This is a genomic window from Cellulomonas phragmiteti, assembly GCF_016862775.1.
Taxonomy (GTDB): domain Bacteria; phylum Actinomycetota; class Actinomycetes; order Actinomycetales; family Cellulomonadaceae; genus Cellulomonas; species Cellulomonas phragmiteti.
Genome location: NZ_BONP01000041.1, coordinates 1 through 18104, shown reverse-complemented (window position 1 = coordinate 18104; position 18104 = coordinate 1). Strand labels below are relative to the sequence as shown.

Sequence of the window (18104 nt, the reverse complement as noted above, 5' to 3'; positions counted from 1 at the left end):
CCGCCGCCGCAGGGGCCGGCGCGGCCGGCCGGGCCCGCGGGACGACGGTCCCGGTGCCGACCGCGCCGTCGAGGTCGAGCCCCTCGAGGTCGGCGTCGACCCGCAGCTCGCGGGCGTCGAGCGCCGTCGGCGGCAGCGGCACCACGGGGCCCGGCTCCGGCAGGTCCAGCGCCCCCCAGTCCGGCGCGAGCCCCCGCCGCCACAGCTGCCCCAGGGCCCGCAGCAGCACGGCGTCGTCCCGCTCGTTCTGGTACTCGCGGCGCACCGTCGGGACCACGACCGCGCCGCCGAGGTCCCGCTGCGCCTGCACCGCCAGCGTGCGCAGCTGACCCGGCCCGATCTCCAGGAGCACGCCGGCGCGCTCCGTGGCCGTCCGCAGCGCCGGGCCGAACAGCACCGTCGAGGTCAGGTGCTGCTGCCAGTACCCCGGGTGCGTGAGCTCCTCGCCGGCCCACGTCCCGGTGACGTTGGAGGCCAGCGGCACCTGCGGTGCGCGCAGCCGCAGGCGCGCGAGGACGTCGTCCAGCCCGCGTGCCGCGGTCGCCATCAGCGGCGTGTGCATCGCCTGCGTGACGGGCACCAGCCGCCCCGCCGCGCCCTGCTCGGCGAGCTCGTCGGCCAGCGCCCGCACCGCGTCGGGCTCGCCGGCGACGACGCAGCTGCGCGGCGAGTTCACGGCGGCGAGCCACACACCGGGGCGCAGGTGCGACTCCGGCGGCTCGGACGTCGTCAGCGCCAGCATCGCGCCGGGCTCGGCGGCCTCCAGCAGCCGGGCGCGGGTGACGAGGAGCTCGACGGCGTCCGCCTCGTCCAGGACCCCGGCGACGGTCGCGGCGGACAGCTCCCCCAGGCTGTGCCCGACGACCACGTCGGGGTGCAGCCCGAGGCGCCCGAGGGCCCGCGCGAGCGCCACCTGCACGCTGAACACCGCGGCGTGGACGGCCACGGTGTCGACGCTCGCCGGTCGCACGTCGTCGCGGCGGGACACGAGCCGGCGCACGTCGACGGCGGCACCGCGGCCCGTGGACGGCGTGGTCGACAACCACGCCGCGAGGTCGCGGTCCGCGTGCGCGCCGCATGCGGCGAGCAGGCGGTCGACCTCCGCGGCGAACCCGGGCAGCAGGGTGCGCAGCCCTGCGGCCATCGACGTGTAGTGGTCCCCGATGCCGGGGAACACGAAGCAGACGCCGTCCGTCGGCCGGTCGGACGCCCCCGGGTCCACGAGCAGGTCGTCCGCGACCGCCTGCGGGTCCTCGCCGACGGCGAACCGCCGGTGCGCGAGGTGGCGGCGGCGCTGCTGCGACACCCGGGACGCGGTGGGCACCGGGACGCCGTCGCGCAGCGCCGACGCCCAGCGGCGCGCGGTCTCCTCCGCGGCGGCCGCGGTGCGGCCCGACACCAGCACGATCGACCCCCCGCCGTCGCGGTCCACGGAGTCGACGACCGCGGGCGCCTGCTCGAGGACGACGTGGGCGTTGGTGCCCCCCAGGCCGAAGGAGCTGACGGCCGCGCGCCGCGTCCCCGGCAGCGGCCAGTCCTGCACCGTGCGGCTCAGCGCCAGGGCGCTGCGCTCGCGCGCGAACGGCGCGACCGCGCCGACGTTGATCGTCGGTGGCACGCTCGCGTGCTCCAGGCTCGCCACGACGCGCACGAGCCCCGCGAGCCCGGACGCCTCGCGCAGGTGGCCGAGCCCCGACTTCACGGAGCCGACGAGCGTCGTGCCCTGCGTGCCGTAGACGGCCGCGAGCGCCGACCACTCGGTGGCGTCCCCCAGCGGCGTGCCCGAGCCGTGCGCCTCGACGCTGCCGATCGACGCGGCGTCGACCTCGGCGAAGAGCAGCGCGTCCCGGATCACGGCCTCCTGCGCGCGGGCGCTGACCGACGCGTACCCGCTCTTCCTGCCGTCGTTGTTCACGGCCGAGCCGCGGATCACCGCGCGTACGTGGTCGCCCGCCGCGACCGCGTCCTCGGTGCGGCGCAGGACGACGCCGACGACCCCGTCGCCGGCGACCGCACCGCTCGCGCGGGCCGAGAACGGGCGGCACACGCCGTCGGCCGAGCCGATCGAGCCCGGCAGGTGGAGGTACCCGTGGACGTCCGGCACCCGCACCGCGGCCGCGGCCACGACGGCGACGTCGCACTCGTACGACGCGAGCGACTGGCACGCCTGGTGGACGGCGACCAGGCCCGTGGAGCACGCGGTCTGGACGGTCACCGCCGGCCCGCCGAGGTCGAGCCGGTACGCGACCTTGGTGCTGCTGTGGTCCTTCTCGTTGCCGATCTCGAGCTCGACCTCGTCGACGGGCTCCCCGGTGGCCCGCAGCACCGCGCGCACCAGCTCCTCGTGGCGGTTGCGCCCCACCCCCGCGAAGACCGCGATGCGGTCGCCCGGCGCGGGCACGACCCCGGCGTCGTCGAGCGCCTCGTGCACGATCGTCAGGAGCAGCCGGTGCTGCGGGTCGGTGACGAGCGCGGTGCGCGGTGCCATGCCGAACGTCGCGGGGTCGAAGCCGTACACCCCGTCGATCCGGCCGGACGCGCCGACCCACCGCGCGTCGTCGAGCAGCGCGTCGTCGACGAGGCCCCGCAGCTCGTCGACCTGGCGGCGCGTGATGCAGTCGCGCCCGCCCCGCAGGTTCTCCCAGTACTCCGCCAGGGTCCCGGCCCCCGGCAGGCGCAGCGCCGCCCCGATCACGGCGGTGCCCGTGGGCGCGGCCGTCACGCGGGACCCCCCGGGAGCGGTCCGCGGCGCAGGGCCGCGCGCCGGGCACGCTCGCGGGCGGCACGCTCGACGGCGTGCCCGGCGACCTCCGGCGTCGCCGGGCCGTCCGGTGCGTCGTCCGGCGGGCCGTCCGGTGCACCGCCGAGCATCGCGGCCTGCGCGCGGACCGTCGGGGCGGCCATGAGGCGCGCCGCGTCGACGTCGACCCCGAGCTCGTCCTGCAGCGCGGAGCGCAGGAGCAGCAGCCGCAACGAGTCCCCGCCGACGTCGACGAACACGTCCTCGACCCCGACCTCGTCGAGCTGCAGCACCCGCTGCCAGAGCGTGAGCACCCGCGCCTCCAGCTCGCCGTGCGCCGGCTCGGGCGCGGGCAGCGTCGTCGCCCGCGCACGCTCCGGCAGCCGCAGGGCGACGCGGTCGATCTTGCCGCTCGGCATCTGCGGGAGCCGGGGCACGAACGTGACGTGCCGCGGCACCATCCAGCCGGGCACGTGCCGCGCGAGGTGGTCGCGCAGCTCGCCCTGGGTCACGTCCGCCCCGGGCGTCGCGACGAACGCGACGAGCACGGCCCCCTGCTCGCGGTCCGCGTAGCCGACGACCGCGGCCTCCTCCACGCCCGGGTGGGCGCGGATCCAGTGCTCGACCTCCGTCGGCTCGACCCGCTGCCCCCGCACCTTGACCTGCAGGTCGCGCCGTCCGCAGTACCGCAGCGAGCCGTCGTCGGCGAGGCGCGCGAGGTCCCCGGAGCGGAACAGCGTGGCGACCTGCGGGTCGTCGAACGGGTTGGGCACGAACCGTGCGGCCGTCCCCTCCGCGTTGCCCAGGTAGCCGTCCGCGAGGCCCGGCCCTCCCGCCCAGACCTCGCCGACCGCCCCGGGCGGGACGCGCCGCCCCTGCTCGTCGCACACGTACACGCGCATGTCGAGCGGGACACCGATGTGGGTGACCTCGTCGTCGCCGTCGTCGAGGACCGGCCCCGTGCGGTGCGTGACGTAGTCCGCCTCGGTGAGGGTGAACGTGGTGTGCACCGCGTACCCCAGGCCACGGACCCGGTCCTCCAGGTCCCGGTGCAGCGCCTCACCGCCCACGAACACGTGCCGCAGCGCCGGCAGGTGGGCGAACTCCGCGCGCGCGGCGAGCACGCGCAGCATCGACGGCACGATGCTCAGCACGCTCACGTCGTGGTCCCGCATCAGCTCGACCATGCGCCGGTCGTCCCGCTCACCGCCCAGCGGCACGACGACGCAGGCACCCCCGGTCGCGAGCGGCCAGAACAGCTCCCGCGCGCTGACCGGGAGCTTGAGCAGGTGCCGGTCCTGCGGCCCGAGCCGGTACGTCGCCTGCTCGAGGAACACCCGGCTCGTGTGCAGGCGGTGCGACCGCAGCACCGCCTTGGGCACGCCCGTCGAGCCGGACGTGAACAGGACGTACGCGGGGTCGCGCGGCCCGACGACGACGTCGGGGGCGTCCGTCGGCGGCCGTTGCGCGAGCTCGGCGACCGCCGGCAGCGGGCGCACGTCGGGCGACGGCGGGAGGTGACCGCTCCCCGCACCGGCCAGGACGCGCACCGGCGCACTCACCGCCAGCTGCTGCCGCAGCCGCTCGGTGGGCAGCTCGGGGTCGAGGTACACGTACACCGCGCCGGCCTTGAGGACGGCGAGGACGCCGACGAACAGCTCGAACGACCGCTCGACGCACAGCGCGACCCGGTCGCGCGGGCGCACCCCGTCACCGACGAGGTCGCCGGCCAGGGCCGTCGACAGCGCGTCGAGCTCACCGTAGGTCAGCTCCCCGTCCGGGCCGACGAGCGCCGGCGCGTCGGGCGTGCGCCACGCCTGCAGCCGGAACAGCTCGTGCAACGTCGACCCGGGGTAGTCCGGCAGCCGCGTGGGCGTGCCGCCGTTGAGCGTGCGCGCGCGCGGCGTGAGGATCTCCGCCCGCCCGAGGCCCGACTCCGCCGCACCGTCGACGAGCACCTGCGCGGCGACCTCGAGGTGCTCGAGCACCGAGGTGCACCAGGACGGGGAGAGGGCCGCACCGGCCGTGCCCCGCCCGCCGAGCCGCCCGCCCACCCGGCCGCCGTCGAGCCACACGCACAGGTCGGCCCCCGCGCCCGCGGCCGGGTCGTCCACCACGGCGACCACGGGCAGCGTCGGGTCCGGTGCGGCGGACGACCCGGGGTCCGCGGTCCCGAGGGCGTCGAGCACGCCGTCCCACGTCGCGTCGGCGCCGGCGGCACGCAGCGCCCGCAGGGCCCGCTCCCCGGCGGCCGGGTCCCCGTCGACGACGAGGGCGACGGCGGCACCGTGCCGGTCGAGGACGACCGCGAGCACCGCCGCCAGCACCCTCGACGGCGACGTCCCCGGGCGGGTCGTCAGCAGGCGGTCCCAGGGCGCGGCGCCCGGCTCGGCGGCGGGCACCCGCACGTCCGGTGAGAGGGTCATGAGGTCGGTCCCTTCCGCAGGACGGCGTCGGCCGCGACGATCCCGGTGGCTGCCCCGTAGGTGACGCCGATGATCTTCGAGGAGCTGTCCCCGACGAAGAAGAGCCCCGGTGCGCTGCTCTGCATGTCGCCGTCGAGCTCGATCGACGGGAACACGCGCTCCACGACGGGGGCCGCGACGACGGTGTCGGGACCGACGACGCCGGGCGCGACCTCCTCGAGGCGGTCGGCCATCTCCTCGACGTCGGCGACGCGGTCACGGCCCAGCAGCGGCGCCAGGTCGCCCCAGGTCGCGCGGACCAGGCTCGTCCCGGGCCGCTCGGCGAGCCGACCACGCCGCAGCAGCTCCAGGAGCGGCTGCACCACCGGCAGCCCCTGGCCCGCGGCGGTGATCCGCCGCGCGAACTCCCGGGCGTGGTCCGTGCCACCGACGCCGGCCGGCACGTCGACCGTCGTGACGACCCCGATGTTGGTGCGCGACGTCGGCGTGGTGACGCAGTGCTGACCGTCGAGGACGACCGCGCCCTCGAACGCGTACTGCATGATCCGGCCGCGCTCGCAGACGCAGAAGGTGCGGACCGGTTCGGCCGCCGCGTTGAGGAACGTCAGCTTGGGGTTCTGGCACGGTGCGGTCAGCGGCTCGGCGATCTCGGCCGGGAGCTCCAGGCGCACGCCCACGTCGACCCGGGGCGCCGACGTCGCGACGACGTGGTTGGCCGCCAGCACGGACTCGACCCACGGCAGCCCGAGCTTGCCGACGCCGACGACCACGTGCCGCGCCCGCACGACGCCGGTGGGCGTCCGCACCTCCCACACGCCGTCGGCCCGCCGCTCGACCGTCAGCGCGCGGGTCCCCAGGTGCACGACGGCACCCGCCGCGGTGGCCTGCGCGACCAGCGCGTCGAGCATGCCGATCGCCTCGTCGACCGTGATCGCCTTCGACGGGGCGGCGTCGGCGAGCGCGAACCCCGCCGGTGGCGCCGCGCTCGTCGTCGTGGCCGGGGCGTCGGTGCCCATGTCGACACCGAAGGCGACGAGGTGGTCGTAGACGTCGGCGACGGCGTCGGCCGCGCGCTCGAAGCTGCCGAGCGCCCGCTCGAGGCCCGAGTACGTGCGCACCCGCCCCTGGGCGTCCGCCTCGAGCTTGGACCGCGAGAGCCCGGAGACGTACCCGAGGTTCGTGTCGAAGTGGAACGCCGCCCCGCCGATGCCGGTCAGGCAGTCGCAGCGGTGGCACTGCAGCCGGAACTTCTCGGCCTCGCGGACCGAGCGCCCGGCCATGCGGGCCGAGACCTTCGAGCACAGGCTCGCGCGCATGTCCTGCCCGGCCTCCAGGAGCGCGACCCGCGCACCTCCGGTGGCCAGGCGCCACATCGCGAACAGCCCGGACGGCCCACCGCCGACCACGACGGCGTCGAGCACCTCCTCGTCACGCACGGACACCTCCGACGACCCGGTCCGGGTCCTGCGCGAACGACTCCGCGAGAGGCCTGTAGAACAGGTGCGCGGTCGGGCGTCCCTGCGCCTCGATCCGGCGGACCATCGCGTCGCAGAACACGGGCGTGAGCGCCAGCACCGTGGCCGGGTCCTCACCCGTGAGCTCGGCGTACCCGGTCAGCGCCGCACCGGCGGCGTCGTGGTACGGCGTGCCGCCGTCGCGCATCTGCTCGAACAGCCACGCGAAGCCGTGCTCCCGGTACGCGGGCCACGCGACGAGCGCCGCCGTGAGGACGAGGTTGAGCAGGTCGAGCGCGCAGACGCCGTCGGCCGCGTAGTCCTCCCAGTCGATCAGCGCGGCGCCGTCACCGGCCACCCGGTAGTTCCAGGGGCCCATGTCGCCGTGCACGGGGCCGCGGCCGGCGCGCCGCAGCGCGTCGACCGTCACCGCGGGGTACCGGTCCGCCACGTCCGCGGGGACGTCGAGGCCGCCGCGCCGCAACGGCCCCGCCGTCAGGTGGACCGCCGCACCCGTCACGGCGCCGGCCGTCAGCAGGCGGTGCCAGCCGGCGGCGTCCGCCACGGCCAACGCGTCCGGCAGGTCCCCCTCGCCGACGTACTCCATGACGAACCCGTCGCCGATCCTCGCCACGGTCCGCGGGACCACCGTCGACGTCCCCGCCAGGTGGGTCAGCGCGTCCCACTCCCGGGCCACCATCGCGTCCGCGGGGTCCAGCGCGACCTTCGCGACGTGCACCTGCCGACCGTCGACCGCGGACGAGACGAACAGCCGCCGGCAGTGCTTGCGCTCGCTGCGCGGCACCCAGTGACGGAACGCGAGGTCGCCGCGCACGTCGTGCGGGTGCAGGGTGCGCAGGTCCTCGACGACCCGGGGCAGGAGGTCCGCGACCGGGCGGCTCATACGGCGGCCACGGAGGCCGCGACCGGCAGGGACCCGATGACGCCGCGCAGGACGTCCGCGAACGACGGGCCGCTCAGCATCTCGCGGAGCTCGGCGACGCCGGCCTCCCGCTCCGCGTCCGTCAGCTCCAGGTACGTGCCCAGCCGCGCGTTCATGCCGTCGACGAACCCGGCGTACGCGACGTCGTCGCGGAGCAGCTGCCCGACGCGTCGGTCGATCGCGGCCGTGCCGTGGAAGTCGTCGGCGGGCACCTCGAACCCGGGCACGAGGTCCGTGAACCGCGCACCGTCGCGCCCGAACCGGGTCGCGCCCAGCCCCTGGAGGTTCGCGATGTGCCCCACGTGCTCCTCGGGCAGCGCCAGCGGGAAGCTGCCGACGGCGAGCGCCTCGTGGATGGCCGTCAGCCCGGGCGTCAGCAGGTAGTGGCGGGTCGCGGCCATCGCGGCGATGAACTCCCGCTGCGGCTTGCACTCGAACGTGACGCGGCAGCGTCCCACGGTGAGGTCGCGGCCACGCTCGCCGCCGTACGCGCCGCCACAGACGACGACCCGGCGCAGCTGCGGCCAGGCGCGGACGAGGTCGGGCACCCACCGCTCGATGAGGTGGAGGTACTCGTTGTGGACGTCGAAGTCGAGCAGGAAGTTCTTGAACCCGCCGATGTTGACGAGCAGGTCGATCGGCTCGACCTCGACGTCGGAGCCGTCCACCCCCTCGGCGCCGCCGACCGCGTCGTGGTCGATGATGGCGCCGGAGAGCCGCGGCGCGGCGGCGCCCAGCTGCTCCAGCTCGCGCACCCGCGTCGGGACGCCGGGGAAGTTCTGCGCGACCGACGCGGTCGCGCACAGGTGGGCGGCGTAGATCTGCTCGTGCGGGGTGAGCGCACCCACGTCGTCCTGCCAGCCGACGTACCCGCGGCCCGCGGCCCGGCGGCACACGTCGGCGATCTCCGCCGGCGTGCGCTCGAGCTGCCAGAACGCCAGGAGGCTGTCGACGAGCAGGACGTCCAGCCCCTTGGCGAGCGCCGAGAACGCGAGGTCGGCGTCCATCACCGACACCACCAGGTCGACGGGTCCCACCCGGTCCTGGACGTCCGTGAGGTCACCGTCGTGCTCGATGACCTCGTCGTACGCGTCCGCGTTGCGGTGCGCGAAGTCCGACGCGACGGTCGTGCCCACGAACGTCCGCCGGTGGCCCTCGAGGGCCCTCGAGATCGCCGTCAGCTTCGACACGGGCCCGAACCCGCAGCTCTGTGCCCCCAGAAGTACGCGCATCACATGCTTCCCCTCTCCAGCATCACTGCGTCGAGCACCGCCGCCTCGTCGATGCGGTGGTGGCGGAACAGGCCCTCCTGCTCGGCGACCGGCGCCGGGCCGTGGCCGATGCCGAGGAAGGCCGTCTCCCCCGACCACGACCCGCACAGCGTCAGCGCGGTCTGCGCGCCGATCCCCGACCCGGTGTCGTGCTCCTCGACCGTCACGACGCGGGTCGCGCCGTGCGCGGCCGCCCGGACGGCTGCGGCCGGGAACGGCCACACCTGGACGAGCCGCAGGACCGCCACGGCGACGCCTCGCTCACGTGCCGCACGCGCCGCCGCGAGCGCCGGCGCCACGGTCGCACCCGCGGCGACCACCAGGACGTCGGCCGGCAGCGTGCCGTCGAGCAGGCCGTCGGGGCCGAACCGCTCGTCGCCGGCGTGGACCAGGTGGTTCTCGCGCGGGCCGAGCCGGACGTACGCCGGGCCGGCGCCGCCGACCGCGTCCCGGACCGCCCACCGCGCGTCGTGCACGTCGGCCGGGCTGTAGACGCGGGTCCCGGGCATGGCCGCTACCGCACCCAGGTCCTCCGGCGCGTGGTGGCTCGCCCCCAGCGTCCCGTACGCGACCCCGCCGCCCACCCCGAGGACCGTGACGTCCAGGCCGGGACCGGCGACGTCGACGCGGAGCTGCTCGGCCGCGCGCCGCACGAGGAACGGCGCCATGCCGCACACGACGACCGGTCGGCCGGTCCGGGCGATGCCGGCCGCGACGCCCATCAGATTCGCCTCGGCGATGCCCACGTCGATGGACCGCTCCGGGTGGCGCGCCGCGAACCGCAGCGCCAGGGCGCGGGCGTCGGCGCACAGAACCACGAGGTCCGGGCGCTCGTCACCGAGCTCGGCGAGCGTGCCGGCGACGGCCGTGCGCATGGACCGCACGGGGGCCGCCGTCACCGCGGTCACGGCTCGAGTCCCCGCACCGCGTCGGCGTACCGCGCCTCGTCGAGCGTCGCGGTGTGCCACGCCAGGTCGTGCTCCATGAACGGCACGCCCTTGCCCTTCACGGTCCGCGCGAGGACGACGGCCGGGGCGTCGGCCTGCTCGGCGAGGTCCAGCGCGGAGGCCAGGTCGTCGGCGTCGTGACCGTCGGCCGGCACCACCCGCCAGCCGAACGCCTCCCACTTGCGGTCCAGCGGTGAGGTGTCGAGCACCTCGCGCGTGGGCCCCTCCTGCTGCAGCCCGTTGACGTCGACGACCGCGACCAGGTGCCGCAGCCCGCGGTGCGCCGCGAACATCGCGGCCTCCCACACCGACCCCTCGTCGAGCTCGCCGTCCCCCAGCACGACGTAGACGGGACGCTCCTGCGCGTCGAGCCGGAACGCCTCGGCCATCCCCGCGGCGATCGACAGCCCGTGCCCGAGCGACCCGGTGGCGACGTCGATGCCCGGGAACCCGTCGGCCGGGTGGCCGGGCAGGCCGTGGGCGTCGGTGTACCGGGGGTGGCCGTGCTCGGCCAGCAGGGCGTAGAGGGCCCAGACGGCGTGCCCCTTGCTGAGGACGACGGGGCTGCGCGGCGCGCCCGGGTCGGCGGCGTGCACGCGGCGCAGGACCTCTGCGAGCACGTCCACCACGGACAACGACGAGCCGAGGTGGACCGTCCGCCCGCGGGCGTAGCCCAGGATCCGGCGCCGTGCTGCGGCGGCGCTGCGGAGGGAGGGCACGTCAGACGCGACGGTAGACGGACACGTACTGGGTCGATCTGGCGGTGAACGGCTCCTTGGTCCAGCTGCCGTACCTCGCCGCGAGCGTGAAGCCCGTCAGTCGCGCCATGAGGTCCATCTCGGACGGCCACACGTACCGCAGGAACGCGGGGAACAGCTCGATCTTGCCGTCACGGATGTGGATGTGCTGCTCGAGGATCTGCTGCGTCGACGGGTCGTGGCGGTCCGCCTCGACGATGACGTGGTCCAGCCCGATGTCGTGGACCTGCATCCAGGAGTTGCGACGGAACCGCGTGGGGTCCGGCATGAACGCCTCGACGACGAAGTGGCCCCCGGGCTCGACCACGCCCGCGACGCTCTCGAAGCAGGAGATCTGCTCGTCCTGGCTCTGCAGCGCGTAGATCGTGTTGAGCACGAGGAACGCGAGGCCGTACCTGTCCTCGAGGGTGAAGTCGCTGATGTCCGCCTCGTGGACGACGATCTGCTCGCCGCCGTCCTTGGAGCGCAGCATCTCGATCATCTTCTGCGACGTGTCGATGCCCTCGACGTCGATGCCGCGCGCGGCGAGCGGGATCGCGACGCGCCCGGTGCCGATCGCGAGCTCGAGCACGCGCCCGTCCCCGGCGAGCCCGGACAGGAAGTCCACGGTCTGGTCCGGCTCCGGCCAGGGCAGGGAGTCGTAGATCCCGGACCACCGCGCACCGTACGTGCCCGCGTCCCAGCCCATGCTCATGCTCGCCCCCGCCGCCGTGCCGCCATTGGTCCGGTCATGCCGACCCCGGAGGTGGTCACGAGGAACCTGACCGGGGCAGCCGTGCCAACCTATACGAAGCGGACGGAGAAGCAAGATTCAGTCAGCAGGCACCTGCGGCAGCACCTGCTGGGCGACGATCTCGACGTGATCGAGGTCCCGCATGTCGAGGAACTGCAGGTAGAAGCGCTGGACGCCGACGGCCCGGTAGGCCGCGATCCGCTCCGCGACCTGCGACGGCGTGCCGGTCAGCCCCGTCGCGCGCAGCTCCGCCACCCCGCGCTCCATGCGGTGCGCGCGCTGCGCGACCTGGGCGTCCGACGTGCCGCAGCACACGACGAGCGCAACCGAGCGGACGACCTCGGTCGCGTCGCGCCCCTGCTGCGCGCACGCGGCGGCGACGCGCGCGTACTGCTCGGCCGCCACGTCCGGACGGACGAACCCGATGTTGATCTCGTCCGCGTAGCGTGCCGCGAGCGCGGGCGTCCGCACCGGGCCGCGACCGCCCACGATCACCGGGACCCGGCGCTGCCGGGGCTTGGGCAGCGCCGGCGCCCCCACCAGCGTGTGGTGCTCGCCGGTGAAGTCGAAGCGCTCACCTGCCGGCGTCTCCCACAGGCCGCGCACGATGCGCAGCTGCTCCTCGAGGCGGTCGAACCGCGCCCGGGGGAAGGGGATCCCGTACGCGCGGTGCTCCTCCTCGTACCACCCCGTCCCGATCCCGAGCTCGACCCGCCCGTCCGACATCTCGTCGACCTGCGCCACCTGGATGGCCAGCTGACCGGGGTGCCGGAAGGTCGCGGAGGAGACGAGCGTCCCGAGCCGCAGGCGCCTCGTCTCGCGCGCGAGCCCCGCCAGCGTGACCCACGAGTCGGTCGGGCCGGGCTCGCCGAGCGCCCCCCCGACGGCGAGGTAGTGGTCGGACCGGAAGAAGCCGTCGTAGCCGAGGTCCTCCGCGGCCGTCGCGCACTCCAGCTGGTCACCGTACGTGGCACCCTGCTGCGGCTCCACGAACACCCGGAACGTCATCACGGTCCTCCCCCTGCGTCGGCGCGCCGCCCCCCGGCGACGCGGTACGTCGTCCCTGCCGGTCGCTGCATCAGCACCACCGCGAACCCCGGTCGGTCCGTGGCGGCGACCTCCTCGAAGCCCCACGACCGGTAGACGTCGTCGAGGTGCGGGTTGGACGCCCGGTGGTCGAGCCGCAGCCAGGTCGCGCCGGCGGCACGGGCCCGGTCGCCGACCCACTCGACCAGCGCGCGCCCCAGGCCCGTCCCGGACGCCCGCCGGTCGACCATCAGCCCGTGCACGTACAGCGCGGGCGCGTCGTCGTCGCCCCAGTACTCGGGGTCGGTGGCGACGACGCGGACGGTGCCGCGCAGCCCGGCCGCGTCGCGCACCACCCACCACTGCCCGTCGTCGACCTGCGCCGCGATCCGCTCCACGGGCAGGGAGCCGACGGGCCACTGGTCGATGCCGCGCGCGGCCATCCAGTCCTCCAGCGACCGCCGCAGCGCGTGGATCGCGGGCACGTCGGCGGCGGCCGCCCGCTCGGGTCGCACGTCCGCGGCCGGTGGCGGGGCCGACGTCACGCGCCCTCCAGGACGTCGCGCAGCCGCGCGAGGTCCGCCCGCACCAGGCCCTCGTCGCGGGCGAGCTCGGCGTCCGTCATGCCCGGCGCGCGGCGCAGCGTGAACACCACGTCGCAGGCGTCCGGCCCGTCGGCGATCGCGCGCACGGGGACGTGCACGACGAGACCCGCCGGGGTCACCACCTCGTGGTCGAGGACCCCGAGGTCGTTGCGCGGGGCGAACGTGACGCGCGCGCGGCCCTGCGGCGTCAGGACGAACCACTGCCCGTCGACCTCCTCGACCTGCGTCCCGAGGCCCGGGGCCCAGCGCGGCAGGTTCGCCGGGTCGGAGACGAACGCGTAGACGTCGGCGACCGGGCGGGTGATCCGCACGCCGAGGTGCAGGCTGTCGGTGCTCATGCGCCCGATGCTGCCACGCGGCTCCCGCACCGGCCGCGCGGTCGGTGTCCTCCCGCGGGCGGACCGGCGGACCGGCCCGACGACACCGGAGGCGGACTCGCCCGTCGGCTCCCGACGCCTACGGTCGGGGGGCCGACCGGGGTCGGCGCACCGAGGAGAGGAGGACGAGGGTGGTCGTGTGGCTGGAGGCGATGTGGCGGCAGACGCCGTACCTGCCCGCCGGGACGGTATTCACGCTGCTGGTCGTGGTCCTGCTGGCGCGTCCCCTCGCGCGGCGCCTGCGGCTGCCCGCGGCCGGCGTCGCCGCGTGGCTCGCCGCCCTGGGCGCGCTGGCCTCGCTGACGCTGACCCCGCGCACGGCGTGGCGCCCGGTCACCGAGCGCGTCTGCGCCCTCGACTCGTGGGCGCCGCTCGACCTGCACAGCATCCTGGTGCTCGACCAGCGCGCGGCGAACCTCGCGCTGCTCGTCCCCCTCGCGGTGCTGTCCGCCCTCCCACGCGACCGGCGGGTCCTGGGTGCCGCGCTCGGGTTCGCGGTCGCGCTGCCGTTCCTCGTCGAGGGGTGGCAGTACGCCCTGCCGGGCCTGGGGCGCGTGTGCGACTCGAACGACCTGGTGGACAACCTGCTCGGCGTCGCGCTGGGCGCGGCGGCCGGGCTCGTCGTGCGGGCCGCCCGGCGCGGGCCGGACCGCGGCGACGACGCGCCGCGACCCGACCGCCCGCGCCACGACGTCCCGCACGACAGCCCGACCCCCGCCGGGCGCTGAGCTCAGCCGCCGGCGACGTGCTCCGCGAGGAACGCGTCGACCGCCGCGTGGTAGGCGTCGGGCTGGTCGCGGCGCACGCAGTGCCCCGCCCCCGGGACGACGACGGTCCGGACCAGCGGGTTGTCGAACCCGTCCGCCCGGGGGGCCATCGGCGCGTCGGGGGGCAGCACGAGCAGCGTGGGCACCGTCAGCGCGTCGAACGCCTCCTCCCACGCCGCGTCGCCGAGGAACAGGCCGACGCGCAGGTACTCCTGGTCCACGAGGGGCCGGCCCTGCGCCCACGCCTCGATCTCGGTGTCGCTCCACGGGGTCTCGCGGCGCATGCGCGCGACCTCCGCGTCGCGGTCCGCGATGATCGCCTGCGTCGCCCCGAGCATCATCGCCGCGAACCCCGGGTCGGGCGTGCGCGCACCCGTCGGCCTCGCCGGGTCCTCGACGACCAGGGCCCGCACCTTCGCGGGGCGGGCGAGCGCCGCGCGCAGGGCCAGCAGCCCGCCCAGCGAGTGCCCGACGAGCGCGACCGGGCCGGGCTGGGCGTCGAGCAGCGCGAGGACGTCGGCGAGCATGACCTCCGGCGCGTCGGGCAGCTGCTCGGGGGTGAAGCGCGGCGACGTGCCGTGCCCGCGCAGGTCGGGCGCGACGACGTCGTACGCGTCGCCCCAGTGCGCGAGCAGGTCCGGCCACGCGGTGCCGGAGTCGGTGACGCCGTGCAGCAGGACGACGGTGGGCGCGGCGGGGTCGCCGGAGCGGTGGACCGTCAGCTCGACGGGCGGCAAGCCGGCCATCAGGCGAGCACCAGACGGACCGTCGTGTACGACCGGGCGGGCAGGTCGACCTCGAGGCCCCTCGGGTGGCGCCGCACGCCGTCGTGCGCGACGGGCGCGACCGCGTCCGGGTGCTCGGGGGTGTTGTGGGTCTGGATCGTCGGCGCGGTCAGGACGCGCGCCTCGAACCCGGTGACCTCACGTCCGCGCAGGTCCAGGACGATCGACGTGGGCGCGTCGGCGTCGAGGTTCGACAGCGACACCAGCGCGGTGCCGTCCTTGGTGGACGCGGACATCGACAGCAGCGGCACGTCCGCGCCGTCCGTCGCCCGCGTGGGGATCTCGCCCTTGACGTGCACGGCGAGCGACGAGGCGTCGTGGTGCCCGGTGTTCATCTCGAACACGTGGTACGTCGGGGTCAGGACGAGCGCACCGGAGTCCGGGTCGGTGAGGATCATCGCCTGCAGCACGTTGACGGTCTGCGCGATGTTCGCCATCGAGACGCGCTGGGCGTACCGGTGGAAGATGTCGAGGTGCACGGACGCGACGAGCGCGTCGCGCAGGGTGTTCTGCTGGTGCAGGAACCCGGGGTTGGTGCCCTCCTGGACCTCCCACCACGTGCCCCACTCGTCGATGACCAGGCCGATGCGCTGCTCCGGGTCGTAGGCGTCCATGACGTTGGCGTGGCCGCGCAGGATCTCCCCCATGCGGTGCGCGCGCCGCATGGTGACGTACCAGTCCTCGACGTCGAAGTCCGTCGCGTGCCCCTTGACGCTCCAGTCGCCGGACATCGTGTAGTAGTGCAGCGAGATGGCCTGGAAGAAGCCGCGCGGGTCGCAGCCGCAGCCCAGCTTCTGCGACACCTTCATGAGCGCCTCGGTCCACGCGTAGTCGTCCGCGTTGGCGCCCGCCGCGATCTTGTAGAGCGTGTTGCCGCCGTGGTTGCGCGCGTAGGTCGCGTACTGGCGGGCGAGGTCCGCGTAGTGCTCGCCGGTCATGTTGCCGCCGCAGCCCCACGGCTCGTTGCCGAGACCGAAGTAGGGCAGCTTCCACGGCTCCTCGCGCCCGTGCGAGCGGCGCAGGGCGGCCATCGGGGAGTCGTCGGCGCGCGTCACGTACTCGACCCACTCGCTCATCTCGCGCACGGTGCCCGAGCCGACGTTGCCGGTGATGTACGGCTCGGCGCCGAGCATCTCGCACAGGTCGAGGAACTCGTGGGTGCCGAAGGCGTTGTCCTCGACGACGTCGCCCCAGTGGGAGTTGACCATGCGGGGGCGCTGGTCGCGCGGGCCGATGCCGTCGCGCCAGTGGTAGTCGTCGGCGAAGCACCCGCCGGGCCAGCGCAGGTTCGGGATCCGCAGCGCGCGCAGCGCCTCGACGACGTCGCTGCGGATGCCGCGCACGTTCGGGACCGGGGAGTCCTCGCCCACCCAGAAGCCGCCGTAGATGCAGCGCCCGAGGTGCTCGGCGAAGTGGCCGTAGACGTGGCGGCTGATCGTGGGCCCGGGCAGGTCGAGGTCGATGACGGCGGTCAGGGAAGACACGAGGGTCCCTTCGGTGATCGGTGCCGGGCGTCAACGCTGACGCTCCGGGCAGGCGGTCCGCCGGTGTGCGTGCGGAGCGCGCGACGACGAGGCGCTCGGGGCCGACCGGGCGCGCGGAACCTCGTCGTCGAGTCTCCGTGTTTATCGTTACACGCGGCGCAGTCCGACCTTCGGGTACACACACGGAAAAGTCAAGCGATTCCCTGCCCCGCGGGCCGCTGACGTCCGTAGGGTATCGACATGCCCACTCTCAAGGACGTCGCCAAGGCGTCCGGCGTCTCCGTCATGACGGTCTCGAACGTCGTCAACGGACGCCCCCGGGTCAGCGAGGCCACCCGGCTGCGCGTGCTGGCGGCCGTCGACGAGCTGGGCTACCAGGTCAACCTCACGGCGCGCAGCCTGCGCGCGGGACGCAGCGGGACCATCGCGCTGTCCATCCCCCGGGTCGACCACCCGTACTTCGCCGAGCTCGCCGCCGCCGTCACCGACGCCCTGCTGCCGAGCGGGCGGCACCTCGTCGTCGAGCAGACGGGCGCCAGCCGCGAGGGCGAGCTGAGCGCGCTCTCGCAGGCGCGCCTGCAGATGTACGACGGTGTCCTGCTGTCCGTCGTCGGCCTCAAGGACTCCGAGGTCGCGCGGCTCAACGGCGACATGCCGCTGGTGCTGCTGGGCGAGAAGCCGATGCCGTCGCAGCGCGACCACGTCATGCTCGGCAACGTCGAGGGCGCGCGGCTCGCGACCGCCCACCTCATCGAGCGCGGCGCCCGGCGCATCGCGATCGTCGGCGGCACGCTGGACCCCGCCAACGCCGGCATGGTCGGCATGCGCAGCGCCGGCTGGCGGGCCGCGCACACCGAGGCGGGGCTGGTGCCCGACGACCGCCTCGTCCTCCCGCCCGCGCACTTCGCCATGGCGGAGAGCCGGGAGATGATCCGCAGCGCGATCGCCGACGGCCTGCAGATCGACGGCGTGTTCGCCGTGACCGACCAGGTCGCGATCGGCGTCATGGCCGGCCTGCACGACTGCGGGCTGCGCATCCCCGACGACGTGCAGGTGGTCGGGTTCGACGACCTGGACGTCAGCGAGCACCTGGTGCCGGGGCTGACCACCGTCGACCCGCGCGTGGACCTCGTCGTCGCCGAGTCGCTGCGGCTGCTGGACCGCCGGATGTCGGGCGAGGAGGTCGAGGCGGAGCACCTCGTCATGCCGGTGCGGCTGGTGGTGCGCGGGACGACGCGCTGACGCCCCGTCAGGCGCAGTAGTCGCAGGTGCCCGTCCCGGCCAGGGTCATGTGGCACGTCGGGCACACGGGCGCGACGCGCTCCGGCTCGGAGCTCGAGCGACGGGGCTTGACCGCGGGCGCGCGGCGCTGCGGCGCCCGCTGCGCACGGGCCGGCGCGGCGACGGGCCCACCGCCGGGCTGCGTCACGTCGAAGCCGCGCTTGCGCATGATCGCCGCCGCGCTGGACAGGCTGCCGTGCAGGTCGTCCGGTGTGGCCAGCCGGCCCGTGGCGAAGCGGTGCGCGACGCCGACGACCGCGGGCAGGTCGTACACCTGCCCCTCGTGCACCAGCGTCCACTCCCCCTGCGGCACGAAGCCGTAGACCGCGAGGAAGTCGTCACCGCCGCGGCGGTCGTACTCCTCGATCGCCTGGAGGACGTGCTGACGCGCTACGGACGAGAAGGTGGCCACGCTCACGAGCCTACGTGGCGTCGCAGGGGCCGGGTGCCGGGGTCTGGCGCCGGGAGGCCGCACGCCCGACGGCGGGCGCGGTCCCCAGGGACCGC

The 18104-nt window shown here is 75.4% G+C and carries 16 protein-coding genes; 2 read left to right on the top strand and 14 right to left on the bottom strand.

The annotated features are described in order from the left end of the window. The 11 genes from Cph01nite_RS18375 to Cph01nite_RS18325 form a co-directional block, all read right to left on the bottom strand. The coding region (locus Cph01nite_RS18375; RefSeq protein ID WP_203676400.1) for a type I polyketide synthase at window positions 1–2722 on the bottom strand (2722 nt) is incomplete at its 3' end. Next, complete coding sequence (locus tag Cph01nite_RS18370) at window positions 2719–5166, bottom strand: non-ribosomal peptide synthetase (protein ID WP_203676399.1); 2448 nt, start codon at window positions 5164–5166, stop codon at window positions 2719–2721. The genes Cph01nite_RS18370 and Cph01nite_RS18375, both read right to left, overlap by 4 nt. Further along, a complete protein-coding gene (locus tag Cph01nite_RS18365) occupies window positions 5163–6602 on the bottom strand; it encodes an FAD-dependent oxidoreductase (protein WP_203676398.1) in 1440 nt (479 codons plus the stop codon). Before Cph01nite_RS18365 ends, Cph01nite_RS18370 begins: the two co-directional genes overlap by 4 nt. Next, window positions 6595–7524: a hypothetical protein gene (locus Cph01nite_RS18360; RefSeq protein ID WP_203676390.1), complete on the bottom strand. Its 930-nt coding sequence runs from the start codon at window positions 7522–7524 to the stop codon at window positions 6595–6597. Before Cph01nite_RS18360 ends, Cph01nite_RS18365 begins: the two co-directional genes overlap by 8 nt. Further along, on the bottom strand, window positions 7521–8753 hold the full coding sequence (locus Cph01nite_RS18355; RefSeq protein ID WP_203676388.1) for a hypothetical protein: 1233 nt from the start codon (window positions 8751–8753) through the stop codon (window positions 7521–7523). The genes Cph01nite_RS18360 and Cph01nite_RS18355 overlap by 4 nt, the downstream gene beginning before the upstream one ends. Window positions 8754–8794: 41 nt before the next feature. Then, on the bottom strand, window positions 8795–9742 hold the full coding sequence (locus Cph01nite_RS18350; protein ID WP_203676383.1) for a transketolase C-terminal domain-containing protein: 948 nt from the start codon (window positions 9740–9742) through the stop codon (window positions 8795–8797). Continuing rightward, a complete protein-coding gene (locus tag Cph01nite_RS18345) occupies window positions 9739–10500 on the bottom strand; it encodes a transketolase (protein ID WP_203676382.1) in 762 nt (253 codons plus the stop codon). The genes Cph01nite_RS18350 and Cph01nite_RS18345 overlap by 4 nt, the downstream gene beginning before the upstream one ends. 1 nt (window position 10501) lies before the next feature. Then, the gene (locus tag Cph01nite_RS18340) at window positions 10502–11233 is read right to left on the bottom strand and encodes a class I SAM-dependent methyltransferase (protein ID WP_203676381.1); all 732 of its coding nucleotides are present in this window, start codon (window positions 11231–11233) and stop codon (window positions 10502–10504) included. A 117-nt stretch (window positions 11234–11350) separates the two neighbouring features. Beyond that, complete coding sequence (locus tag Cph01nite_RS18335; protein WP_203676379.1) at window positions 11351–12280, bottom strand: LLM class F420-dependent oxidoreductase; 930 nt, start codon at window positions 12278–12280, stop codon at window positions 11351–11353. After that, window positions 12280–12843, bottom strand: a complete 564-nt coding sequence (locus Cph01nite_RS18330; RefSeq protein WP_239069358.1) for a GNAT family N-acetyltransferase — start codon at window positions 12841–12843, stop codon at window positions 12280–12282. Before Cph01nite_RS18330 ends, Cph01nite_RS18335 begins: the two co-directional genes overlap by 1 nt. Next, entirely contained in the window at window positions 12840–13241 is a 402-nt protein-coding gene (locus Cph01nite_RS18325) for an SRPBCC family protein (RefSeq protein WP_203676377.1), read from the bottom strand. Before Cph01nite_RS18325 ends, Cph01nite_RS18330 begins: the two co-directional genes overlap by 4 nt. Window positions 13242–13411: 170 nt before the next feature. Between Cph01nite_RS18325 and Cph01nite_RS18320 the strand changes: the two genes are divergently transcribed. Then, the gene (locus tag Cph01nite_RS18320; RefSeq protein ID WP_203676376.1) at window positions 13412–14008 is read left to right on the top strand and encodes a VanZ family protein; all 597 of its coding nucleotides are present in this window, start codon (window positions 13412–13414) and stop codon (window positions 14006–14008) included. Between the two features lie 2 nt (window positions 14009–14010). Here Cph01nite_RS18320 and Cph01nite_RS18315 read toward each other — a convergent pair whose 3' ends face one another. Then, window positions 14011–14793, bottom strand: a complete 783-nt coding sequence (locus tag Cph01nite_RS18315) for an alpha/beta fold hydrolase (RefSeq protein ID WP_203676375.1) — start codon at window positions 14791–14793, stop codon at window positions 14011–14013. Next, on the bottom strand, window positions 14793–16316 hold the full coding sequence (locus Cph01nite_RS18310) for an alpha-N-arabinofuranosidase (RefSeq protein WP_203676374.1): 1524 nt from the start codon (window positions 16314–16316) through the stop codon (window positions 14793–14795). Before Cph01nite_RS18310 ends, Cph01nite_RS18315 begins: the two co-directional genes overlap by 1 nt. A 240-nt stretch (window positions 16317–16556) precedes the next feature. Here Cph01nite_RS18310 and Cph01nite_RS18305 point away from each other — a divergent pair, with 240 nt between their 5' ends. Continuing rightward, window positions 16557–17558 carry a LacI family DNA-binding transcriptional regulator gene (locus Cph01nite_RS18305; protein ID WP_203676373.1) on the top strand — a complete coding sequence of 334 codons (1002 nt, stop codon included), beginning with the start codon at window positions 16557–16559 and terminating at the stop codon, window positions 17556–17558. Between the two features lie 7 nt (window positions 17559–17565). On the opposite strand, the gene Cph01nite_RS18300 is transcribed toward Cph01nite_RS18305, so the two are convergent. Further along, complete coding sequence (locus Cph01nite_RS18300) at window positions 17566–18009, bottom strand: ScoMcrA-related endonuclease (RefSeq protein ID WP_203676372.1); 444 nt, start codon at window positions 18007–18009, stop codon at window positions 17566–17568. Window positions 18010–18104: the final 95 nt, after the last annotated feature.